The 21037-nt window shown below is 60.7% G+C and carries 24 protein-coding genes; 9 read left to right on the top strand and 15 right to left on the bottom strand.

Features of this window, described 5'->3' with window-relative positions:
- Positions 1-7: 7 nt before the first annotated feature.
- The gene (locus VJS46_RS02165; RefSeq protein ID WP_324057701.1) at positions 8-1609 is read right to left on the bottom strand and encodes a carboxyl transferase domain-containing protein; all 1602 of its coding nucleotides are present in this window, start codon (positions 1607-1609) and stop codon (positions 8-10) included.
- 202 nt (positions 1610-1811) lie between these two features.
- On the opposite strand from VJS46_RS02165, the gene ahpC reads away from it, so the two are divergent.
- Positions 1812-2375 carry an alkyl hydroperoxide reductase subunit C gene (ahpC, locus tag VJS46_RS02160; RefSeq protein ID WP_324057700.1) on the top strand — a complete coding sequence of 188 codons (564 nt, stop codon included), beginning with the start codon at positions 1812-1814 and terminating at the stop codon, positions 2373-2375.
- A 147-nt stretch (positions 2376-2522) separates the two neighbouring features.
- Positions 2523-4106 carry an alkyl hydroperoxide reductase subunit F gene (gene ahpF / locus VJS46_RS02155; RefSeq protein ID WP_324057699.1) on the top strand — a complete coding sequence of 528 codons (1584 nt, stop codon included), beginning with the start codon at positions 2523-2525 and terminating at the stop codon, positions 4104-4106.
- Positions 4107-4208: 102 nt separating this feature from the next.
- Here ahpF and VJS46_RS02150 read toward each other — a convergent pair whose 3' ends face one another.
- The 10 genes from VJS46_RS02150 to coxB form a co-directional block, all read right to left on the bottom strand.
- Positions 4209-5078 carry a class I SAM-dependent methyltransferase gene (locus tag VJS46_RS02150; protein ID WP_324057758.1) on the bottom strand — a complete coding sequence of 290 codons (870 nt, stop codon included), beginning with the start codon at positions 5076-5078 and terminating at the stop codon, positions 4209-4211.
- Positions 5079-5111: 33 nt separating this feature from the next.
- Entirely contained in the window at positions 5112-6512 is a 1401-nt protein-coding gene (thrC, locus tag VJS46_RS02145; protein WP_324057698.1) for a threonine synthase, read from the bottom strand.
- Between the two features lie 54 nt (positions 6513-6566).
- Positions 6567-7133 (bottom strand): SURF1 family protein, encoded by a 567-nt coding sequence (locus VJS46_RS02140; protein ID WP_324057697.1) that lies wholly within the window; start codon positions 7131-7133, stop codon positions 6567-6569.
- A complete protein-coding gene (locus VJS46_RS02135; RefSeq protein ID WP_324057696.1) occupies positions 7133-7534 on the bottom strand; it encodes a DUF983 domain-containing protein in 402 nt (133 codons plus the stop codon). Before VJS46_RS02135 ends, VJS46_RS02140 begins: the two co-directional genes overlap by 1 nt.
- 2 nt (positions 7535-7536) lie before the next feature.
- Complete coding sequence (locus tag VJS46_RS02130; RefSeq protein ID WP_324057695.1) at positions 7537-8358, bottom strand: cytochrome c oxidase subunit 3; 822 nt, start codon at positions 8356-8358, stop codon at positions 7537-7539.
- Between the two features lie 34 nt (positions 8359-8392).
- Entirely contained in the window at positions 8393-8950 is a 558-nt protein-coding gene (locus tag VJS46_RS02125; RefSeq protein WP_324057694.1) for a cytochrome c oxidase assembly protein, read from the bottom strand.
- On the bottom strand, positions 8950-9078 hold the full coding sequence (locus VJS46_RS02120; protein WP_324057693.1) for a hypothetical protein: 129 nt from the start codon (positions 9076-9078) through the stop codon (positions 8950-8952). Before VJS46_RS02120 ends, VJS46_RS02125 begins: the two co-directional genes overlap by 1 nt.
- Complete coding sequence (locus VJS46_RS02115; RefSeq protein ID WP_324057692.1) at positions 9075-9977, bottom strand: heme o synthase; 903 nt, start codon at positions 9975-9977, stop codon at positions 9075-9077. The genes VJS46_RS02120 and VJS46_RS02115 overlap by 4 nt, the downstream gene beginning before the upstream one ends.
- Before the next feature lie 68 nt (positions 9978-10045).
- On the bottom strand, positions 10046-11719 hold the full coding sequence (ctaD, locus tag VJS46_RS02110) for a cytochrome c oxidase subunit I (RefSeq protein WP_324057691.1): 1674 nt from the start codon (positions 11717-11719) through the stop codon (positions 10046-10048).
- 12 nt (positions 11720-11731) lie between these two features.
- A complete protein-coding gene (gene coxB, locus VJS46_RS02105; protein WP_324057757.1) occupies positions 11732-12736 on the bottom strand; it encodes a cytochrome c oxidase subunit II in 1005 nt (334 codons plus the stop codon).
- 194 nt (positions 12737-12930) lie between these two features.
- On the opposite strand from coxB, the gene pyrE reads away from it, so the two are divergent.
- The 5 genes from pyrE (at position 12931) to VJS46_RS02080 (ending at position 16739) form a co-directional block, all read left to right on the top strand.
- Positions 12931-13515, top strand: coding sequence for an orotate phosphoribosyltransferase (gene pyrE / locus VJS46_RS02100; protein WP_324057690.1), 585 nt, complete (start codon positions 12931-12933; stop codon positions 13513-13515).
- A 2-nt stretch (positions 13516-13517) separates the two neighbouring features.
- Positions 13518-14252 carry a pyridoxine 5'-phosphate synthase gene (locus VJS46_RS02095; protein ID WP_324057689.1) on the top strand — a complete coding sequence of 245 codons (735 nt, stop codon included), beginning with the start codon at positions 13518-13520 and terminating at the stop codon, positions 14250-14252.
- 97 nt (positions 14253-14349) lie between these two features.
- Entirely contained in the window at positions 14350-14754 is a 405-nt protein-coding gene (acpS, locus tag VJS46_RS02090; RefSeq protein ID WP_324057688.1) for a holo-ACP synthase, read from the top strand.
- Positions 14755-14772: 18 nt separating this feature from the next.
- Entirely contained in the window at positions 14773-15672 is a 900-nt protein-coding gene (gene lepB, locus VJS46_RS02085; protein ID WP_324057687.1) for a signal peptidase I, read from the top strand.
- A complete protein-coding gene (locus VJS46_RS02080; RefSeq protein WP_324057686.1) occupies positions 15669-16739 on the top strand; it encodes an AI-2E family transporter in 1071 nt (356 codons plus the stop codon). Before lepB ends, VJS46_RS02080 begins: the two co-directional genes overlap by 4 nt.
- Positions 16740-16744: 5 nt before the next feature.
- On the opposite strand, the gene VJS46_RS02075 is transcribed toward VJS46_RS02080, so the two are convergent.
- The 3 genes from VJS46_RS02075 to rpsU all read right to left on the bottom strand — a co-directional run bounded on the left by VJS46_RS02075 (position 16745) and on the right by rpsU (position 18548).
- A complete protein-coding gene (locus VJS46_RS02075) occupies positions 16745-17083 on the bottom strand; it encodes a PilZ domain-containing protein (RefSeq protein ID WP_324057685.1) in 339 nt (112 codons plus the stop codon).
- A gap of 644 nt (positions 17084-17727) precedes the next feature.
- Positions 17728-18297, bottom strand: coding sequence for an FKBP-type peptidyl-prolyl cis-trans isomerase (locus VJS46_RS02070; protein WP_324057684.1), 570 nt, complete (start codon positions 18295-18297; stop codon positions 17728-17730).
- 44 nt (positions 18298-18341) lie between these two features.
- Positions 18342-18548, bottom strand: a complete 207-nt coding sequence (gene rpsU, locus VJS46_RS02065) for a 30S ribosomal protein S21 (RefSeq protein ID WP_004208618.1) — start codon at positions 18546-18548, stop codon at positions 18342-18344.
- Positions 18549-18860: 312 nt separating this feature from the next.
- On the opposite strand from rpsU, the gene VJS46_RS02060 reads away from it, so the two are divergent.
- Together VJS46_RS02060 and VJS46_RS02055 are read left to right on the top strand one after the other, a co-directional pair.
- Positions 18861-19403: a (2Fe-2S)-binding protein gene (locus tag VJS46_RS02060; protein ID WP_324057683.1), complete on the top strand. Its 543-nt coding sequence runs from the start codon at positions 18861-18863 to the stop codon at positions 19401-19403.
- Positions 19404-19514: 111 nt separating this feature from the next.
- Entirely contained in the window at positions 19515-20267 is a 753-nt protein-coding gene (locus VJS46_RS02055) for an RcnB family protein (protein WP_324057682.1), read from the top strand.
- A gap of 74 nt (positions 20268-20341) precedes the next feature.
- On the opposite strand, the gene VJS46_RS02050 is transcribed toward VJS46_RS02055, so the two are convergent.
- Positions 20342-20872, bottom strand: a complete 531-nt coding sequence (locus VJS46_RS02050; RefSeq protein WP_324057681.1) for a porin family protein — start codon at positions 20870-20872, stop codon at positions 20342-20344.
- Between the last annotated feature and the right edge of the window lie 165 nt (positions 20873-21037).

The following is a 21037-nucleotide window of genomic DNA, read 5'->3' as shown; positions in this document are numbered from 1 at the left end:
TGCTCCATCACATCCGGAAGACGCCGAACTGCGGCCGGTCTGGAATCGGCGCGTTCAACGTGGCGGCAAAGGCGAGACCGAGCACGTCGCGGGTCTGCGCCGGGTCGATGATCCCATCATCCCACATCCGTGCCGAGGCATAATAGGGATTGCCCTCATGCTCATATTTCTGGCGGATGGGGGTTTTGAATGCCTCAGCCTCCTCGGCTGTCCATTTGGCGGCGTCCCGGTGAACCGTCGCCAGCACGCTCGCCGCCTGCTCGCCGCCCATCACGCTGATCCGCGCATTGGGCCAGGTAAAGAGGAAGCGCGGACCATAAGCGCGGCCGCACATGCCGTAATTGCCCGCACCGAAACTGCCGCCGATCAGCACGGTAACCTTGGGCACCTGGGCGGTGGCGACGGCCGTGACGAGCTTGGCACCATTCTTCGCGATCCCCTCCGCCTCATATTTGCCGCCGACCATGAAACCGGAGATATTCTGGAGGAACAGAAGCGGGATGCGGCGCTGGCAGGCGAGCTCGATGAAATGCGCGCCCTTGACCGCGCTCTCGCTGAACAGCACACCGTTATTGGCCAGGATCGCGACCGGCATTCCCCAGATATGCGCGAAGCCGCAGACGAGCGTGCCACCATAAAGTGCCTTGAACTCATGAAACTCGCTGCCGTCGACGATGCGCGCGATGACCTCGTGCACATCATAGGGCGCGCGAACGTCATTGGGGATGATGCCGTATAGCTCTTCGGCGTCGAATTTGGGCGGACGCGGCTCGCTTAGATTGACCTCGGGCCGAAGGTCGGGCTGCAGCGTCGAAACGATGTCGCGCACGATGGTCAGTGCATGCGCATCATTTTCGGCGACATGATCGACAACGCCGGACTTGCGGCCATGCAGGTCGCCGCCGCCCAGATCCTCGGCGCTGATGATCTCACCCGTCGCCGCCTGCACCAGCGGCGGACCGGCAAGGAAGATCGTTCCCTGGTTGCGCACGATCACGGTTTCGTCGGACATGGCGGGTACATAGGCCCCGCCCGCCGTGCAGCTTCCCATGACGCAAGCGACCTGCGGGATGCCGCGCGCGGAAAGATTGGCCTGATTGTAGAAAATGCGGCCGAAATGCTCCCTGTCGGGGAACACCTCCGCCTGATTGGGCAGATTGGCTCCGCCGCTGTCGACCAGGTACACGCAGGGCAGCCGGTTCTCCAGCGCGATTTCCTGCGCGCGGAGATGCTTCTTGACCGTCATCGGATAATATGTGCCGCCCTTGACCGTGGCGTCATTGCAAACGACCATTACCTGACGGCCCGAAACCCGGCCAATGCCCGCGATCAGACCAGCGCCGGGCACATGGTCGCCGTAAAGGCCATGGGCCGCGAGCTGCCCGATTTCCAGAAAGGGAGAGCCGGGGTCGAGCAGGTGCTCGACCCGCTCACGCGGAAGCAGCTTGCCGCGCGCGACATGCTTGTCCCGTGCATTTTTCGGTCCGCCCTGGGCTGCTGCCGCGACCTCGGCATACAGCTCATCCCGCAAGGCGCGGTTATGCGTCACATTAGCGCGAAAGGTTTCGCTGTCCGGCGACAGCTTCGTATCAAGAATGGGCCCGCTCATGGCTCCTCCCGTATCGCAAGCCGCAAGGAAAGAAAAATTGAAAGCGTTGGGACCAAATCATAGATCGCATCTATAATTGGAGCATGAGCTCACTCCTTCAAAAGCGGCTGATCGCACATCTCGATCAATCTCTTCGAAATTTCCGGTTTCCTCATTGCAGCGAAGGTCCTTACATGAGCCTCCAAGCAACAAAGGAGTAAACATGTCTGTTCTCAATACCCCGATCAAACCCTTCGAGGCGCAGGCTTTCAAGGAAGGCAAATTCGTTGCGGTCAGCAACGGCACCCTGAAGGACAAGTGGGCAATCTTCTTCTTCTATCCCGCCGACTTCACCTTCGTCTGCCCGACCGAGCTGGAAGATCTCGCGGACAATTATGCCGAGCTGCAGAAGCTGGGTGTCGAGGTGTTCGCCGTATCCACAGACACGCATTTCAGCCACAAGGCATGGCACGATAGCTCTCCCGCAATCGGCAAGATCAACTATTATATGGTTGGCGACCCCAGCGGCACCATCACGAACAATTTCGAAGTGATGCGTTCGGGCGTTGGCCTGGCCGACCGCGGCACCTTCCTGGTAGATCCCGATGGCGTGATCCAGTTCATGGAAATCACCGCCGAAGGCATTGGCCGCAACGCCGCCGAGCTGGTCCGTAAAGTGAAGGCCGCACAATATGTCCGCAACCACCCCGGCGAAGTTTGCCCGGCCAAGTGGGAAGAGGGCGAAAAGACGCTGGCTCCTTCGCTGGACCTCGTCGGCAAAATCTGATCCCTGCTGGGTCGCAAGGACTCCGGGCGTCTAAGTCAGAGGGCTCACTCTTTCGTCGTTCCCGCAAAAGCGGGGATGACGAACGAGCGCGCCATGGCGGCAGCGTACCCCGGAGTCCACCCGCACCGAATTTTCTGGAGTTGAACAATGCTGGACGCCAACCTTACGCAGCAGTTGCAGGCTTATATGAGCCGCATCACCCTGCCTGTTGAATTGGTGCCGTCACTTGATGATAGCGCCAAGTCGGCGGAGCTGAGGGAACTGCTGAACGAAATCGCAGCGCTTTCGGACAAGGTGACTGTGGTCAGCGGCGACAAGAATGAGCGGGCGCCCAGCTTCCTCATCCGCCGCGCCGGCACGGACATCGGTGTGCGTTTCGCAGGCATTCCGCTCGGGCATGAGTTCACATCGCTGGTTCTCGCGCTGCTGCAAGTCGGCGGCCATCCGCCCAAGATTTCCGACGAGCTCATCCAGCAGGTCAGGGAGTTGGAGGGCGACTTCCTCTTCGAGACCTATTTCTCCCTAACCTGCCAGAACTGCCCGGATGTGGTGCAGGCGCTCAATCTGATGAGCGTTCTCAATCCACGAATCCGCCACGTCGCCATCGATGGCGCGCTGTTCCAGGGCGAGGTGAACGAACGCAAGGTCATGGCGGTCCCCTCCATCTTCCTGAACGGCGAGCCTTTCGGTCAGGGCCGGATGGAGCTGGAACAGATACTGGCCAAGATCGACACCGCCGCCTCAGCGCGTGCCGCCGAAAAGATCAAGGCGAAGGAGCCTTTCGACGTGCTCGTCGTCGGTGGCGGTCCCGCTGGCGCTGCGGCGGCCATCTATGCCGCTCGCAAGGGCATTCGCACCGGTATCGCGGCTGAGCGTTTCGGGGGCCAGGTGCTCGATACCATGGCCATAGAGAATTTCATCTCCGTTCCCCATACCGAAGGACCGAAGCTCGCGGCTCATCTTGAAAGCCATGTGAAGGATTATGACGTCGACATCATGAACCTCCAACGGGCCGAAAAGCTGATCCCGGCCCTGACGCCCGGTGGTCTGCATGAAGTGCGGCTCGAAAATGGGGCGTCGCTCAAGGCTCGAAGCGTCATTCTTTCCACCGGCGCCCGCTGGCGGCAGATGAACGTGCCCGGCGAGGACGAATATCGCAACAAGGGCGTTGCCTATTGCCCGCACTGCGACGGCCCCCTGTTCAAGGGCAAGCGCGTGGCGGTCATCGGCGGCGGCAATAGCGGTGTCGAGGCGGCGATCGACCTTGCCGGTATCGTGACGCATGTGACGCTGATTGAATTTGACGGGCAACTGCGCGCCGATGCGGTGCTTCAGCGCAAGCTGTTCAGCCTCCCCAACGTTCGCGTCCTGACGTCAGCATTGACGACGGAAGTGCATGGGGACGGGGAAAAGGTCACTGGCCTTACCTACAAGGACCGGAACAGCGACCAATCCCAGTTGGTCGAACTGGAGGGCATCTTCGTCCAGATCGGGCTTGTGCCCAACACGGAATGGCTGAAGGACACGATTGCACTGTCACCTCGTGGCGAAATCGAAATCGATCAGCGCGGCCATACTTCGATCGAAGGCGTGTTCGCCGCCGGGGACGTCACCACGGTCCCTTACAAGCAGATCATCGTCGCGATGGGTGAAGGGTCCAAGGCCGCCCTCTCGGCTTTCGACTACATGATCCGCCTGGCGCCGGAGGAAAGCGAAGCAAAAGCCGCCTGAGCGTCAGCCTCCCACTGAGGGGACGAGCGGTCTGTTCAGGGGGGGGTGGTCGCAAGCGCAGTCAAGTAAGGAGCGTCCCTATGGGACGAGTTCATTGCCCTGCTATCGCGACCACCTCGCCCAGATCGCCGTTGGCAATAATAGTCCCCTCGCCTCTTCCCTCACCGCGAGTTCGCCGCACTCAATCTCGCCGCCAAGGCTCGTAAACTCCTGCCGCAGCAGTTCACCGATCGCCAAGGCCGACATGCGCACTGCATAGACTGTGAGGAAAAGGAAACGGCTGTTTTCATTCAGCAGTCGGCGGCAATCGGAAATCAGTCCCGCCAGCCCTTCCTCCAGCTTCCATATCTCGCCGTCCGGTCCACGCCCATATTTGGGGGGATCCAGCAATATGCCATCATAGTGCCGCCCCCGCCGCACCTCGCGTGCCACGAACTTGGCGGCGTCGTCGACGATCCAGCGGATGGGCCGGTCCGCGAGCCCTGAAAGCTCTGCATTGGCGCGGGCGGCCTGCACCGACTTCTTGGACGCGTCGACATGAACCATCTGAGCGCCCTCTGCCGCCATTGCGAGGGTGCCGACCCCGGTATAGCCGAAGAGGTTCATGATCTGCGGCTGTTCCAAATCCTTCACCTGCGCCCGCATCCAGCGCCAGACTGCGTCCATGTCCGGGAAAAAGCCCAAATGGCGAAATGGGGTGCAGCTCGCGGTGAAGCGGACATTTTCCCATGCGAGCGGCCAGCCTTCGGCAGGAACGGGACGGTTGAAGTACCAGCGCCCTCCGCCCTCTTCATCCGAGCCGGGAATGAACTCTCCGTCCGCCTGCCAATCTGAAGAAGCCGGCGCCCACATCGCCTGGGGCTCCGGCCGGATGAACCGGTACTTGCCATAGCGCTCAAGCTTGCGGCCGCCGCCGCAGTCGAGAAGCCCATAGTCCGGCCAGGACTCGCTGATGAGAGAATGGAGATTCATCATCAATCCCACTCCGGCCCATCGGCCGGATTGCTATGCTCTCGGCGTAGCCCGCTCCGCGACATATTCGCTCACCGCCTCAAAGGTTGCCGGCAATTTCGCATAATGCTCCTCCCGCTTGAAGAGGTTGCTGAGGCGGGCAGGCAATGGCGGACGAACGCCGGTGGAACGCTCGACTGCATCGGGGAACTTGGCGGGATGGGCGGTTGCCAGCGTCACCATCGGCACCGACGGATCGATGTCGCTCTTGCGGGCCGCAGCCAGGCCCACCGCGCTATGGGGATCGATGACCTGGCCAGCCGCTTCATTCGCCCAGCGCATTGCGATCGACATGTCGTCGCCATCCACGCGGGCGCTTGAAAACAGCGCCGCTGCTCCTTGAAGCTGCGCATTGGTGAGCCGCATCGTCCGGGTCGCTTCAAAGCCCTTCATCTGGGCCGCCATCGCCTTTCCGTCCCGGCCGCCAAGGTCAAAGAGCAGCCGTTCGAAATTGCTGCTGACCTGAATGTCCATGCTGGGCGTTGCAGTCGGCGTAACCTGGCCCTGGCTGTAATCGCCAGCGGACAGGGCCCGGTGCAGTATGTCGTTGACATTGGTGGCCACGATCAGCCGCGCAATGGGAAGCCCCATCCTGGCTGCGACATAGCCCGCGAAGACGTCGCCGAAATTGCCCGTGGGTACTGAGAAGGCCACCTGGCGGTTTGGCGCCCCCAGGCGGACGGCAGCGTAGAAATAATAGACCACCTGCGCCATCAGCCGCGCCCAATTGATGCTGTTCACGGCAGAAAGGTTGAACCTTGCGGAAAAAGCCGCATCGTTGAACATGCTCTTCACCAATGCCTGCGCATCGTCGAAACTGCCGTCAATGGCGATATTATAGACATTGGGCGCCCGAACCGTCGTCATCTGCCGCCGCTGCACTTCCGAGACGCGGCCATCGGGATGGAGCATGAAGATGTCGATCTTTTCGCGTCCAGCAACCGCATCAATAGCAGCGGAGCCCGTATCCCCGGACGTTGCGCCGACAATGGTGATATGACGGTCCGTCTTGCTCAGGAATTTTTCGAACAGCAATCCCAGAAGCTGCAACGCCACGTCCTTGAAGGCAAGGGTCGGGCCATGGAACAGCTCCAGCAGCCAATGGCGATGGTCGAGCTGGATCAGCGGCGTCACGCCCTGGTGGCTGAAGCGGCCATAGGCTTGGGTGCAAAGATCGCGCAGCTCCTCTTCGCTAAGCGAGTCGGCGACGAAGGGCAGCATGACGCGGACGGCCGTCTCCACATAGGAAAGGCCGGAGAGCGCGGCGATCTCTTCCGCCGAGAAACGCGGCCAGCTTTCCGGAAGATAAAGTCCGCCGTCGGACGCAAGGCCGGTGAGCGTTACGCCTTCGAAATTGAGCGCCGGAGCGCTGCCTCTGCTGCTGACATATTGCATGAGCGCGGGTTAGCGGGCGAATGCGGGGGGAGCAAGCATCAACTTCCCTGGCCCCTATTTCCGCCGCCCGAGCGCCAACATGTATATGACCCCGGCAATGGCAGCGAACAGGAACCATTGGACGGCGTAGCCGAAGTGATTGTTCGGAATGTCCTCAAGGCTCGGCGGCTGTGCGGCCTGAAGGCCGGGCGCAGGCCTTTCCGCCACCAGCCGGATGACATGGCTGCTGTCGGGCGCGATGATGCCGCTTACCTCGCCGCCCTTCCATTTGGGAGAATCGGGCCGTTCCGACCAGCCCATTACGGTCTGCATCTCCGTACCGTCCGCTGTACGGCAATCGGCGATATGGACCCAACCGGATTGCGCTTTCAAGTTCCGGCCGCTTGCGCTGCGCCACCCGAGAACCTTTGCACAATAGCCGGTCGACCGGCGGAAAAGCGGAGGATTGCTGCTGTCGATGTGGCGAGGCCACGGAATGACCGCGAGACCCTGCGCGGCCGAATAGCTTTCCAGAAGGTGATTTTTCCATGCCATGCGCTGGAGCTGCCAGACGCCAAGTCCGATCATCGTCGCAATAGCAAGTCCGACGATGATTGTCGGGAGGACCGGAATCCGGCGCATCAGGCCTGAGCGTCGCTCCGCTGAACTGCCTGTGGGGGCTGCAGCCGGCCTTCCCGGGCCTGATTCCGATATTCAAGAATAAGAAGTGCCGCCTTCGCGACTCGCAACGATCCGACTACCGCAACCGTTGTGAGCGGAATCCAGATCAGCATGTGCAGCCAGAATGGAGGGTGCAGTGCTATTTCGAGCGTCAGCGCCAGCCCCGTAATTACTGCGCCCACGATCAGGATCAGGAAAGCTGCCGGTCCATCGCCGACATTGAACTGCCCGAAATCCAGGCCGCATGCCGTGCAGCGCGGAGCGAAGTGGATCATATGTTCGCCAAAGAGCGTCTGCCCCCCGCATTGGGGGCAGCGCCCTTCAAAGGCCGGCCGGGCGACCGGCAACAGCCCCTCGGCCATGCTCATCCGCCGTGGACCGGTGCGCCCCAGCCGCCCCAGACATAAACGACGAGGAAGAGGAACAGCCACACGACGTCAACAAAGTGCCAATACCAGGCAGCAGCTTCAAAGCCGAAATGCTGGCGCGGCGTGAAATGCCCCTGATAGGCCCGGATCAGGTTCACGATGAGGAAGATGGTGCCGATCAGAACGTGGAAACCATGGAAACCCGTCGCCATGTAAAAGGCGGAGCTGTAGGTATTGCCGCCAAATTCAAAGGGGGCATGGGCATATTCATAGGCCTGGATCGACGAGAAGAGAATGCCGAGCAGGATCGTGCACCAAAGGCCCTTCTTCAGGCCCTCGCGATCGCCATGGATCAGTGCGTGATGCGCCCAGGTGACCGTCGTACCCGAGCAGAGCAGAATGAGGGTGTTGAGCAACGGAAGCTGGAATGCGTCCATTACTTCCATGTCCTTGGGCGGGAACTGGCCGCCAATGACATCGGCCATGGAGGGGAAGAGAGCGAAGTCGAAGAAGGCCCAGAACCAGCCTACGAAGAACATGACTTCCGAAGCAATGAACAGGATCATGCCGTAGCGCAGGTGAAGCTGCACAACCGGGGTATGGTCGCCCGAATGCGCTTCCCGCACGACGTCCGCCCACCAGCTGAACATGGTGAAGAGCACGCCTGCCAGGCCGGCAAGGAAAACCCAGCCGCCGCCAGCATATTCGTGCATCCACATCACGCCGCCCGCCGCCATGGCAAGCGCCGACATAGAGCCTGCGAAAGGCCAGATGCTGGGCGGTAGAATATGGTAGTCGTGGGTCTTGGCTCCGGCCATTTCGCTATTTCCCTGTCCTTGATTTGGGTTGCTCTTAGCTTCCGCTTCCGTCCTGGTCCACAGGGTAGAAGGTATAGCTCAAGGTTATTTCCTGGGTATCCTTGTTATCGGGATCCTTCAGGATCTTCGGGTCAACATAGAAAAGCACGGGCATCCGCACCTCCTGACCCGGCTGAAGCGTCTGCTGGGTAAAGCAGAAGCACTGAATCTTGGTGAAATATGCGCCCGCCTGGCTGGGCGTCACATTGAAGGTCGCAGTTCCCGTCACCGGCTTGTCCGAAAGGTTCTTCGCAATGAAGATCGCCATGTCGCGCGCGCCAATGGTCACCCTGTCGGTCGGATGCTCGGGATAGAATTTCCACGGCAGCGCAGGCGAAACATTCGAATCGAAACGAATGGACATGGTGTGCCCGGATGCCACTTCCGCCGGCGCGCCTTGGGCATGGGCGCGCTGCGTTGTGCCATTAAACCCGGTCACCTGGCAGAACAGCCGGTAAAGCGGCACAGCGGCAAAGCCGAGCGCCAGCATAGCCAATGCCAGCAGCAGGGCCATCATTGCGCTGTTGCGTTTTTTCTGGGCCAGCGTCGCCATCAGTTGCCGCCGATCTTTGCCATGGTGATGAAGTAGAAAAGCAGCACCAGCGCGACCAGCAACGCCGCGGTGACAAGCGACCGGGACCGCTGTTTCGCCCGGATCTCGTCTTCCTCGTCCTTCTTCATGCCGCCACCATCCAGCGATCGGCCACAACCGAGCCGAACATAAGAAACAGATAAAGGATCGAATAAGCAAAGAGACGCCGCTCCGGCTTCATGCGCGAGGGATCGCTTTCGCGGCGCACGGCTACCTGGCAGGCAAGCACCGCAAACAAGCCCGTCAGGACCAGCGCGGAAACGCCATAGATGAGCCCCGTAAGCTGCAGGAGCACCGGAGCCATGGCCGCTACGGCCATGATGGCCGTATAAGCAAATATCTGGCGGCGTGTCGCAACTTCGCCCGAGACCACCGGAAGCATGGGAACCCCGGCATTGGCATAGTCGGTCTTCACAAAAAGGGCGAGCGCCCAGAAATGCGGCGGCGTCCAGAAAAAGATGAGGGCGAACAACGCCAGCGGCAGTGGCGCCACATCCCCGGTTGCCGCTGCCCAGCCGATCAGCGGCGGAAATGCACCCGCTGCACCACCAATGACAATATTCTGCGGCGTCCGGCGTTTCAACCAGACGGTATAGACAAGCACATAGAAGAGAATCGAAACAGCCAGGATGGCTGCCGCCAGCCAATTGGTCGCCACCCCGAGGAGGATGACCGAAAAGAATGAAAGGCCGACACCGAAGTGGAGGGCCGACTGGCGGTCCATACGCCCGGCGGGAAGCGGTCGATTGGCAGTCCGCTTCATCTTGGCGTCGAGGTCGGCCTCATACCATTGATTGAGGGCACCGGCGCCGCCAGCCCCAAGCGCGATGCACAATATCGCCGTAAATGCCAGCACCGGGTGGATAGTCACGGGTGCGGCCAGCATGCCGCAGAGGCCCGTAAAGACGACCAGAGTCATGACGCGCGGCTTGGTAAGCGCGAGGAAATCGCGCCAGTCCGCCGTCACTCCGGTCATATCGCCTGTCATTGGCCTGCTTGCCACTGTTGCCGTCCCGGTAAACCGGCCGCCCTATCAGAGCGGCCGGTTCCTTTTCCTTAGTCGATCTTCGGAAGCGTCTCGAACTGGTGGAAGGGCGGCGGGCTAGACAAGGTCCATTCCAGCGTCGTTGCGCCTTCACCCCACGGATTGCCTTCCGCCTTCTTGCCCGCCATCAGCGACCAGAAAAGATTGATGAAGAAGATGCCCACGCCAGCCACCATGACCACATAGCCCAGCGAGGCGATCTGGTTCCAGTGAGCATATGCCGAGGTGTAGTCGGGGATACGCCGGGGCATTCCGCTCATCCCCAAGAAGTGCATCGGGAAGAACAGGATGTTCACGCCGATGAAGAAGACCCAGAAATGAAGTTGGCCGAGGAACTCGCTGTAGTGCTTTCCACTCATCTTCGGGAACCAGTAATAGAAGCCGGCGAAGAGGGCGAAGACGGCACCGAGCGAAAGCACATAGTGGAAGTGCGCGACCACATAATAGGTGTCGTGCAGGTTATCGTCTACGCCGCCATTGGCCAGCACCACACCGGTGACGCCGCCGACGGTGAACATGAAGATGAAACCGATCGCCCAGACCATCGGGGTCTTGAAGCTCATCGAACCGCCCCACATCGTCGCGATCCAGGAGAAGATCTTGACGCCCGTGGGAACCGCGATGACCATGGTGGCCGCCGTGAAGTACATCTTCACGTTCACGGACATGCCGGTGGTGAACATGTGATGCGCCCACACGACGAAGCCAACGACGCCGATCGCGACCATGGCGTAAGCCATGCCGAGATAGCCGAAGACGGGCTTGCGGCTGAAAGTCGAGATGATCTGGCTGATAATGCCGAAGCCCGGCAGGATCATGATGTACACTTCGGGGTGACCGAAGAACCAGAAGAGGTGCTGGTAGAGCACCGGATCGCCGCCACCTGCAGGATCATAGAAGGTGGTACCGAAATTACGATCGGTCAGCAGCATGGTGATCGCAGCAGCCAAAACCGGCAGGGCGAGCAGTAGCAGGAAGGCAGTGACCAGCACCGACCAGACGAACAGCGGCATCTTGTGCAGGGTCATGCCCGGCGCGCGCATGTTGAGGATGGTGGTGATGAAGTTGATCGCGCCCAGAATGGAGCTGGCGCCCGCAATGTGGAGCGACAAGATGGCAAGGTCGACCGCGGGCCCCTGGCTGCCGCTTGTCGAAAGCGGAGCATAGACGGTCCAGCCGGTGCCGGCGCCATTGCCCGTACCGCCCGGAACGAAGGTCGAACCCAGAAGCAAGGCAAATGCCGGGATGAGCAGCCAGAAGCTGATATTGTTCATCCGCGGGAAGGCCATGTCCGGCGCACCGATCATGATCGGCACGAACCAGTTGCCAAAGCCACCGATCATCGCGGGCATCACCATGAAGAACACCATGATGAGGCCGTGTGCGGTGATGAGCACGTTCCAGAGATGATAGGCCTGATCAAGCGACGCATCAGCGCCGTCGGAGATCATTGCCCAGCTCTGCAGATACTGAATGCCGGGCTCTGCCAGCTCGGCGCGCATCATGCCGGAGATCGCGCCGCCGATGATCCCCGCCATAATGGCGAAGATCAGGTAGAGCGTGCCAATGTCCTTGTGGTTGGTCGACATGAACCACCGGGCAAAAAAGCCCGGCTTGTGATCCGCGTCATGATGTTCGTGGGTATGCGCCTGGAAATCGGCGTGCGTTGCTACAGTGTCTGTCATGTCCTGCGAACCTTAGTTGGTGGCTGCGGCCGGCTCAGCGGCATTTTCAGCGGGAGCGGCAGCTGCTTCAGCCGGTGCGGCGGGAGCCGCGGCAGCAGCGGCTTCGGCGCCCTTGGCGTGACCGCCCTGGGAAGCGACCCAGGCATCGAACTCAGCCGGAGGCAGCGCTTCAATGGCGATGGGCATGAAACCGTGACGGGCGCCGCAAAGCTCGGAGCACTGGCCGTAATAGACGCCCGGCTTTTCAATGGTGAAGCTCTTCTCGTTGATCCGGCCGGGAACGGCGTCTTCCTTCACCCAGAGCGCAGGAACCGAGAAGCTATGGATAACATCAGCGGCGGTGATCAGAATCTTGATGGGGCGACCCGCCGGAAGCACCAGGCGATTGTCCACACCGAGCAGTTCCGGCTCTCCGCTCTTCTTGGCCTCTTCGGCCGGGAGCATGTTGGAAACTATCTCCGAAATGCCGTTATCGGGATATTCGTAGCCCCAATACCATTGATAGCCGGTGACCTTCACGGTCAAGGCATCCTTCGGCGCCGGGGTGTACTGCCGGGCAAGCAAATCGATGGACGGAATGGCAATGCCCACCAGGATCAGAACCGGTACCAGCGTCCAGATGACCTCGATCAGCGTGTTGTGCGACGTCTTGGAGGGCTCGGGGTTGGCTGCGCGGCGAAACCGCACAATGACCCAGATGAGCAGACCCAGAACGAAAAGCGTGATGATGGTGATGATCGGCAGCAGAACGCCGTCATGAATCCAGCGGGCATATTTACCGGTATCGGTGAACTGCTCCTGGAAAGTGACTTCGGCCGCCTTTGGCATGCCGATACCCTCTGTCGGCTTCATGGCCAGGCGGGCCGGCTTGGCGTCCGCTGCAGGGGCCGATTCCGTCCCTGTTCCGGCCGGAGCTGCAACGGCCGGCTGAGGCGCGGGCGCAGCCTCCTGTGCACTGACCGAAGCGGGCGCAAAAGCCAGCAATCCGGCCAGAAATAGCGATTTCACCATGTTCATAAGCGTCTCGATCTTACCCCGCATATTCCGCTGTTTTCGGGCGCGAGGCCCGGTCACAGTCCTGTCATGATTGCGGCGGCTTATAGGGATGGTTTCCGCCTGCCTCAAGCACCTAAAAGGCATATTTTGTTTGTGTTGAACTTGGGTCGCGGCACGACTATCAGCCACGGCTCTGACAGGGGAATGACAAAGACATGACTGATGAAGAGATTCTGGCGGAATTCCGGGCCGCGCACGCGCTGCTGGAGGGCCATTTCATCCTCTCTTCGGGCAAGCGCAGCGCCAATTATCTGCAATGCGCCAGGGTCCTGATGGATCCCGAACGCGCAGGAAGGCTTGCCCGCGCGCTGGCACAAAAGCTTCCGCGCGAGATCCGTTCGGCCATAGATATAGTGGTATCCCCCGCAATGGGCGGCCTCATCATCGGTCATGAGATGGGCCGCGCATTGGGCGTCGAGGCGGTGTTCGTCGAGCGGCCCGAGGGCGTGTTCGAGCTGCGCCGGGGCTTTGAACTCAAGGAAGGCCAAAGGGTGCTGATGGTAGAGGACGTGGTTACGACCGGCCTTTCCTCCCGCCAGGCCATGGACGCTGTGCGCGCGGCGGGCGGAACGGTGATCGCTGAGGCTGCTCTCGTCGATCGTTCAGCGGGCGAGGTGGACATGGGCGTACCCTTCTTCCCGCTGGTGTCGCTGAACTTCCCGGTCTACGATCCAGAAGATATTCCGCCTGAGCTTGCGGCGATCGAGGCCGTAAAGCCGGGCAGCCGGAAGATGTCATAGGAATGAACACGGTCCGCCATCTGCGCCTGGGCGTCAATATCGATCATGTCGCCACCATCCGCAACGCACGTGGCGGCGATCATCCCGATCCGGTAAAGGCAGCGCTTGCTGCAGCGGCGGCCGGAGCCGATGGCATCACGGCACATTTGCGCGAAGACCGGCGCCATATCCGGGATGATGACATATCGGCGTTGATGGCCGCCCTTTCGATTCCGCTCAATCTGGAAATGGCGGCTACGCAGGAAATGCTGGACATCGCGCTGCGGCACAAGCCGCATGCCGCCTGCATCGTGCCGGAAAAGCGGGAGGAGCGCACAACCGAGGGCGGGCTTGACGCCGCCGGGCAGTTCGGCCAGCTCATGCCCATCGTTTCCGCTCTCACAGCGGCGGGGATAAGGGTCAGCCTGTTCATAGAGCCCGATCCGAGACAGATCGATGCGGCAATCCGCCTCCAGGCGCCGGTGGTCGAATTCCATACCGGCCGCTACGCGCATCTTGAGGGTGGCGAACGCGCCGCGGAATTGCGCCGCATATCCGACGCGGCGGCGCTCGCCGCCAAGAACGGAATTGAACCGCACGCGGGGCATGGACTGACGTTCGATAATGTGGGCCCGGTCGCCGCCATTCCGCAGCTTGCGGAACTCAACATCGGGCATTTCCTGATTGGCGAAGCGATTTTTTCGGGCCTCAAGGAAGCCATCCGGGAAATGCGGCGGCAAATGGATCTGGTGCGGTGACAGGGATAAGCGTTCCTCCCTCCCGCGTGGGGGCGCTGTTGGGTCCTCGTGATTTAACTTGCCCTCCCCTAGCCGCGCTCACAGGCGGGGCGGCAACATGATCATCGGCCTTGGCTCCGACCTGTGCAGCATTGAACGGATACAGGCGTCGCTCGACCGTTTCGGCGAACGTTTCGAGCAGCGCGTCTTCACCGACGTGGAACGCGCCAAGGCTGCGTCCCGGCCGCATAGCCGGGCGGGCACTTTTGCCAAGCGGTTCGCGGCCAAGGAAGCTTTTTCCAAGGCGGTCGGCACCGGTTTCAAGGCCGGCGTGTTCATGAAGGATATCGGCGTTGTGAACGCTCCTTCGGGAGCGCCAACGCTGCGCCTGACGGGAGGGGCGCTGACGCGGCTGGAATCGCTGGTTCCGGTTGGATATAGACCCGTCATTCACCTTACGCTCACCGACGATCATCCATGGGCGCAAGCATTTGTGATCATAGAGGCCCTGCCGCTCGGCTAGGGTCTGGCCGGAAAGGCAATGAAGTCGATGGAAGCGGACATGGCCGACCTGGAGCGGGGCGAGGAACAGCAGCAGTCCGGGCAAAGCGGGAACAAGGGCACGGACTGGAAAGCCGAACTGAAGAGCATTTCCATTCTGATCCTCGCTGTGCTTGGCTTTCATAGCCTCGTCGCCAAGCCCTTCTACATCCCTTCAGAATCGATGATGCCACGCCTGCTGGTGGGGGATCGGCTGGTGGTCACCAAATATCCCTACGGCTGGTCCTACGTGTCCCCCTCCTTCCATCTGCTGCCTTTCATCCATGGCAGGCTGATGGGCAAGCTGCCGGAGCGCGGTGACATCGTCATCGTTACACCGCGCGGCAAAAGGAGTGATTACATAAAGCGCGTGATCGGTCTTCCGGGAGACCTGCTAGAGATCCGCGATGGGCAGGTCATCCTGAACGGAAAGCCCGTGCGGCAGGATACACAGCCCAATTTGCGCCTTCCCATTGATGCCAATGCGCCATGCGAGGCAGGCCAGTTCCCTGGACGCCAAACCCTGGGGATGGAAGGCCAGCCCTTTTGCGATCTGCCGGTCAAACGGGAAACCCTTCCCAACGGCCGATATTATGATGTGATCGACCTGGGCGACCGCGGGCCACTCGACTGGTTCGGTCCCATCAAGGTGCCCGCAGGTCATTTGTTCCTGATGGGAGACAATCGGGACCGGTCGGCGGACAGCCGGGTCAGCCTGGAGGAGGGCGGTCTGGGCGGACCTGTGCCGGTCGAAACCATTGGCGGCCGGGCGGAGTTCATAAGTTTCTCGCTGGATGGAACGGCCGGATGGAATCCGCTGAGCTGGCTCTCGGCCCTGCGCGGCGGCCGCGCCGGTACAAGCTTGCATCCGGCAACGGCGGCGAAGGACAAGACAAGATGAAGGCTGCTCAGGATTCGGGCGACACGTCTCATATAGAGGCTCCGGGCCCGACGGAGCTTTACGATCCCTTGCTTCGGCGGGAGGTGCAGAAAGCCGCGATCTGGCTTGGCATGGCCATCCTTGTTGCCCTGGTCGTCCTGCTCGCCCAGCCCATCCTGCTGATCCTCGGCGCGCTCGTCATCACGTCCATGCTGGATGGTGGGGCGCGCCTTTTGGGCCGCGTGCTGCCGATCAAGCGGGGATGGCGGCTTACCATCGTGATTCTGGCGCTGGTGCTATTCCTTGGATGGACGGTCTGGCTGACCGGATCGCAACTTTCCGCCCAGGCCGCGGCGATGAAGGAAATTGTTCAGATTCAGATTGCCCGCATCAGCGCCTTTGCCACCGATCAGGGCTTCACTGCCGCCGCTACGGATCTCCGATCGCTGATCGACCAGATTTGGGGGTCGCTCGGCAAGGTGACGGCGGCAGTCAGTACTGCGGTCGGGGCGATCAGCAGCCTTATCATGATGCTGGTGCTGGCGATCTTCATTGCCGTCGAGCCCCGGCTTTATGAGCGAGGCGTGGCCTGGATGCTGCCAATGAGCCGGCGCGCCAATTTCTACAAGACTGCTGACAAGATGGCTTGGACCATGCGGCGGCTGATGTTCGGCCGGCTGGTCGGGATGGCCGTCGAGGGCTTCGGCACCTGGATCCTTTTGTTGCTGGGCGGCGTGCCAATGGCGGCGCTCCTTGGCGTACTTACCGGGATATTGGCCTTTCTGCCCAATATCGGCGCGATCGTCTCAGGCGTGCTCATCGTTCTCGTCGGCTTTTCGGCCGGCATGGACGCGGGACTTTACGCCATCGGCGTTTATCTGGTGGTCCAGACGGTGGATGGCTATCTGATTGTCCCGATGGTGGCCAAGCGCGCGGTCGATCTGGCTCCGGCACTGGTGCTCGGCGCGCAGATATTGTTCGGCGCCCTGTTTGGCATTTTGGGGCTGTTCCTCGCCGATCCGATCGTGGCGATGATCAAGGTGTTTCTGGAGGAACGCTCCAAACAGAACGGCGCGCCAGATTCGTGATAGCCTCAGGCTGAATCGTGGCGAGCCCGAAGGCGGCTCATCCTGATAATGTGGTCGAAGATGGCGGGATGGAGGGGCCGTTCGAATTGACAGCCCGCTTCATGATCGCGAGTCCACATGACCTTGGCCTTGCGGCCGTCAAAGCCGGGAAGCATGACGTAAATCACGGATTCCTGTTCCAGCTTTGCAAAGCTCTGCACCCGGAAACCGGTCGGCGAAAGATTGGAGAGACGGGCATTGAACCAATTCTCCCCTGCCCGGCGAAGCTTCACGCCGATCAGCAGATTGTGCCGGTCATAGGACCGGTCCGGCAAGTCATTAAAGGGAATGGGCTGTGAAACCATGATGCCGTCCGGGTCCAATCTCGGACGCACTTTGTCACAGGAAGGTAAGCGGGAGGTTAAGGCTCGGCGGGAAATCGAATGCCAGGCGGCTTGAGGTTGGGACCGTCGGCAATCTCTGCACGAGAGCATATTTTGGCCGGGCTGGGATCACTCATCCATTTCCGTTTGTGCCCCTGGACTGCCTGCAAGGCACGCGCTCGGATAAATTTGAGCTTTGGCTGAAGTCGAGACATGTTCGCCTCAGGCCGCTCTCTCGCCATAAGGCAGCGGGGTCCCTGCCTGCGCAGGGACGACGTGTATCCTGAGAATTATGTCCAAGAATTTAGGGTGGAAGGGCTTTTCCTTCCGGTCTGTGCGTCTCTGCGTGAAAATCCGAACCCGAAGATCAAGCTTTTGCCCATGATCCACCTCCAAAGAGAACGAATCACAAATCTCAGCCCAAGGGAATTCCTACCGATTCAAATTTCACGTCCGCCGCTCTAACGGATAATTGTTCGGGCAGAGGTGCGGAGGATTTTATCCGCCTTCGACCATTTAACCTGTCGTCCCTGCGCAGGCGGGGACCCCGCTGTCTTATGGCGATTTCTTTTTTGAAAAGACATTCGCCAAAACGAGGGCGAACGAGCCCCGGGCTCAGCGTAAAATCACTGGCCGGCCGGTGCCTGGCCCTGCTGTTGTTGCATTTGCTGCTGCATCTGCATGAGCTGCGCCTTGGATACATAATCCAGCAGCTCAACGTCGAAGACCAGCACGCTGTCCTTCGGAATTGGCCCGCCCTCAGGCACATTCGAGCCATAGCCGAGCTCAGGCGGGATCCACAGGCGGTATTTGCCGCCGCGCTGCATCAATTGCAGCCCTTCTGAAAATCCCGGCACGACGCCGTCGACCGGAAGCGGCGCCCGCTGGTTCTGATCGAAGATCTTTCCGTCGGTCAGCATGCCCGTGTAGTTGATGAGCGCGACATCATCGGTCGTTGGCCGGTCGCCCTGCCCTGCTTCCAGCACCTTGTACTGAAGACCGCTTTGCGTGGTGACCACACCCTCTTCATCGGCATTGGCCGCCAGAAAGCCAGCAGCCGATTTGCCGATGACGCCCTGTGTTCCGGCATAGGCCAAGCCAGCCCCGGCAAGAGCCGCCGCGGCGACGCCAATCCAGAGCTTGACAAGGGACCCCTTCGCGATTGGACGAAGGGGAACAGCGGTCACTTCCGACATGCCGGAATACCTTTGATCAAAGAGAAAAGGAGAAAGGCGGCGCCTTACCGGACGCCGTCGCGTTCCGCCCGCTTGCGCTCCAGCTTGCGGGCACGGCGAACAGCCGCAGCCTTTTCACGAGCACGCTTTTCCGACGGCTTTTCATAATGACGGCGCAACTTCATTTCGCGATACACGCCCTCGCGCTGCAGCTTCTTCTTGAGCGCCCGCAGCGCTTGGTCGACGTTGTTGTCGCGAACGATAATTTGCATAAGCCAGTCAATCTCCAATCGAAAACGGTATCGTCCCTTGTACCTGGGGCCGCCTGTGACAATACCGAAAGCATATAACAGGGTTCGTCGCAGCTATTGCCTGCGCCGTATGCCGCGCGCCCTATCAGCAGAGTCGGCTGATTTCAACCCCAAAGCTCTTGGGACTGCTCTCAACAGCCCGCTTTCTTATCCGAATAGTGATCCAAATGCCATGGTTCGCAGGGGTTCGCCGCCGGATTGCCGGAAGGGGAGCTGTCGCAGGGCCGATGGCAGCCATTTGCACGCGATCAATCATCGTCTAGAAACCCCGGCATGACAAAATTCACCGTCAACGACCGGCCAATCCAATACCGCATGGATCCCGCCACTCCCCTGCTTTGGGCCCTGCGGGACGCATCCAATCTGACCGGCACCAAATATGGCTGCGGCACTGGCGACTGCGGGGCCTGCACGGTGGAGATTGACGGAGAAGCGATCCGGAGTTGCCAGATCAGCATTGCCGCGGTCGAGGGCCGGTTCGTCACCACCATCGAGGCGCTCTCGCCTGATCGCAGCCATCCTGTTCAACAGGCCTGGGCGGCGGAAAATGTGCCGCAGTGCGGATTTTGCCAGTCTGGCATGATCATGGCGGCGGCGGTACTGCTCAAGAAAAACCCCAATCCCAGCGACGCCGACATAGAGGCGGCGATCACTAATATTTGCCGTTGCGGCACTTATCCCCGTATTCGCGAGGCAGTGAAGCGCGCGGGCCGGATCCTGCGGCGGGAGGAAAATGTCGCGGCCGCTCCCCCACCCGCCATCGCGCCCGAGGACGCGGCCCGCGCCATACCGGCCCTCTCGCCCAATAACGATTAGCACCCATCCGATTCTTGCTATTTCCTGACTCCGCAGTTCAGCAAAGGGTCATTGCAGGGGGCGTAGCCCTGTTGCCATGCTGGGGCCAGTGAGGCCCCTGGAGGAACTGCAATGAAGAAGTTTGTGCTGGCGGGGCTGATGGCCGCTACTGCATTCACGCCGATTTCCTCGGCGGTGGCGCAGGATCGCGGCCATGATCACGCTGAACGGCGTGAGGCCCGCCAGGAGCGGCAGCAAGAACGCCGCGAATGGCGGAATGACCGCCGCGAAAACCGGATGGAAGCGCGGCAGGAGCGGCGTGAGCCGCAACGGGACTGGACCCGCCGTGATCACCGACAGGATGGGCGGCAGGAGCGCCGGGAAGATCGCGACTGGGGGAACGATCGCCGAGACGACCGTCGGGATTGGAGCGGCCGCCGCGGGGATGCAGAGCGTCGTGACTGGCGGCAGGAACGCCGAGACTGGCGGGAAGGCCGGAACGAGTGGCGGCGCGACCGCAACGAATGGCGCGACGATCGCCGCCGGGTCTTGAATCGTTGGTCGGACCAGCGGCGCTGGGACCATCGCTGGCGGGACAATCACCGCTATGACTGGCGGAGCTACCGCCATAGCCACCGGCACATCTATCGCATGCCGCGCTACTATGCGCCGCGGGGCTGGGATTATGGCTATAGCCGCTTTTCTATCGGCATCTTCCTGGGAGCGCCGCTCTACGGCAGCAGCTATTGGATCGACGACCCCTGGTACTATCGCCTGCCGCCGGCCTACGGCTCGCTGCGCTGGATCCGCTACTATGACGACGCGCTGCTGGTCGACATGCGGGACGGCTATGTCGTCGACGTGATCTACGATTTCTTTGATTAACAGCTTCCTGAACTGGCCTTCAGGAAAAACTGCCCGGGACGAGCGATCGTCCCGGGCTTTTTATTCAGGCGCTATCAGAAGCGAATGCCAACGCCGCCCAGGATCTGGTGACGCTCAATGTCGGCTTCATAGTTGGAATAGCGATATTCGCCGCGCAGGAACAGATTGCCGCCCAGCTTATAGTCCAGACCGGCACCGGCACGGATGCCGTCGCCATTGCTGCCGTCGCCGTCAACGTCGATGCGCGCATTGGTGTAGCCAACCTTTGCATAAAGCAGCGCGGTGTCGCCCATGGCATAGCCGAGACGCGCGCCGGCATAGAGGTCACGGTCGCTTTCCAGCTTCACGCCTGCAACGGTCCGCTCCGTAGTGGAGTCGGAAACTTCCGCCTCGACGCCATAGACAATCGAGCCAGCCTGGAAGTCATAGCCCAGACCGAGGCCATAGAGAAAACCGTCGGGCGTTCCAGCAACGGAGTTCGTGTCGAGCGAATCATAACCCGCAAGCACTTCCGCGTGAGGGCCAGCGAAGCTGCCAGCTTCCTGTGCATAAGCAGGAACAGCGACAGACGCAGCAGCAACGGCTGCAAGAATTGCAGTTTTCATGTTCTTCCTTTTAACGAACGTTATTTCAGGTCGCCTTCGAACGAGGCAGGTGTCATTTATGATCGTCTACGCAAATTAAAAGAGAAAAAATCCGTATTTCCTTCTTTAATTCTGCTTTACTTTCACGCTCCGGCGCCCTGCTTGCGGCCAGAAAGCGCGCTTTCG

The organism is Rhizorhapis sp. (assembly GCF_035276005.1).
In the GTDB taxonomy this organism is placed as follows: Bacteria; Pseudomonadota; Alphaproteobacteria; order Sphingomonadales; family Sphingomonadaceae; genus Rhizorhapis.
The sequence above is the reverse complement of the archived record's forward strand: the minus strand, read 5'-3'. Positions and strand labels throughout refer to the sequence as shown.

What these genes read in the sequence shown, in the direction of transcription:
- VJS46_RS02165 (WP_324057701.1), bottom strand. Translation starts at nt 1,609, where the DNA reads ATGAGCGGGCCCATTCTTGATACGAAGCTGTCGCCGGACAGCGAAACC.
- ahpC (WP_324057700.1), top strand. Translation starts at nt 1,812, where the DNA reads ATGTCTGTTCTCAATACCCCGATCAAACCCTTCGAGGCGCAGGCTTTC.
- ahpF (WP_324057699.1), top strand. Translation starts at nt 2,523, where the DNA reads ATGCTGGACGCCAACCTTACGCAGCAGTTGCAGGCTTATATGAGCCGC.
- VJS46_RS02150 (WP_324057758.1), bottom strand. Translation starts at nt 5,078, where the DNA reads ATGAATCTCCATTCTCTCATCAGCGAGTCCTGGCCGGACTATGGGCTT.
- thrC (WP_324057698.1), bottom strand. Translation starts at nt 6,512, where the DNA reads ATGCAATATGTCAGCAGCAGAGGCAGCGCTCCGGCGCTCAATTTCGAA.
- VJS46_RS02140 (WP_324057697.1), bottom strand. Translation starts at nt 7,133, where the DNA reads ATGCGCCGGATTCCGGTCCTCCCGACAATCATCGTCGGACTTGCTATT.
- VJS46_RS02135 (WP_324057696.1), bottom strand. Translation starts at nt 7,534, where the DNA reads ATGGCCGAGGGGCTGTTGCCGGTCGCCCGGCCGGCCTTTGAAGGGCGC.
- VJS46_RS02130 (WP_324057695.1), bottom strand. Translation starts at nt 8,358, where the DNA reads ATGGCCGGAGCCAAGACCCACGACTACCATATTCTACCGCCCAGCATC.
- VJS46_RS02125 (WP_324057694.1), bottom strand. Translation starts at nt 8,950, where the DNA reads ATGGCGACGCTGGCCCAGAAAAAACGCAACAGCGCAATGATGGCCCTG.
- VJS46_RS02120 (WP_324057693.1), bottom strand. Translation starts at nt 9,078, where the DNA reads ATGAAGAAGGACGAGGAAGACGAGATCCGGGCGAAACAGCGGTCCCGG.
- VJS46_RS02115 (WP_324057692.1), bottom strand. Translation starts at nt 9,977, where the DNA reads ATGACAGGCGATATGACCGGAGTGACGGCGGACTGGCGCGATTTCCTC.
- ctaD (WP_324057691.1), bottom strand. Translation starts at nt 11,719, where the DNA reads ATGACAGACACTGTAGCAACGCACGCCGATTTCCAGGCGCATACCCAC.
- coxB (WP_324057757.1), bottom strand. Translation starts at nt 12,736, where the DNA reads ATGAACATGGTGAAATCGCTATTTCTGGCCGGATTGCTGGCTTTTGCG.
- pyrE (WP_324057690.1), top strand. Translation starts at nt 12,931, where the DNA reads ATGACTGATGAAGAGATTCTGGCGGAATTCCGGGCCGCGCACGCGCTG.
- VJS46_RS02095 (WP_324057689.1), top strand. Translation starts at nt 13,518, where the DNA reads ATGAACACGGTCCGCCATCTGCGCCTGGGCGTCAATATCGATCATGTC.
- acpS (WP_324057688.1), top strand. Translation starts at nt 14,350, where the DNA reads ATGATCATCGGCCTTGGCTCCGACCTGTGCAGCATTGAACGGATACAG.
- lepB (WP_324057687.1), top strand. Translation starts at nt 14,773, where the DNA reads ATGAAGTCGATGGAAGCGGACATGGCCGACCTGGAGCGGGGCGAGGAA.
- VJS46_RS02080 (WP_324057686.1), top strand. Translation starts at nt 15,669, where the DNA reads ATGAAGGCTGCTCAGGATTCGGGCGACACGTCTCATATAGAGGCTCCG.
- VJS46_RS02075 (WP_324057685.1), bottom strand. Translation starts at nt 17,083, where the DNA reads ATGGTTTCACAGCCCATTCCCTTTAATGACTTGCCGGACCGGTCCTAT.
- VJS46_RS02070 (WP_324057684.1), bottom strand. Translation starts at nt 18,297, where the DNA reads ATGTCGGAAGTGACCGCTGTTCCCCTTCGTCCAATCGCGAAGGGGTCC.
- rpsU (WP_004208618.1), bottom strand. Translation starts at nt 18,548, where the DNA reads ATGCAAATTATCGTTCGCGACAACAACGTCGACCAAGCGCTGCGGGCG.
- VJS46_RS02060 (WP_324057683.1), top strand. Translation starts at nt 18,861, where the DNA reads ATGACAAAATTCACCGTCAACGACCGGCCAATCCAATACCGCATGGAT.
- VJS46_RS02055 (WP_324057682.1), top strand. Translation starts at nt 19,515, where the DNA reads ATGAAGAAGTTTGTGCTGGCGGGGCTGATGGCCGCTACTGCATTCACG.
- VJS46_RS02050 (WP_324057681.1), bottom strand. Translation starts at nt 20,872, where the DNA reads ATGAAAACTGCAATTCTTGCAGCCGTTGCTGCTGCGTCTGTCGCTGTT.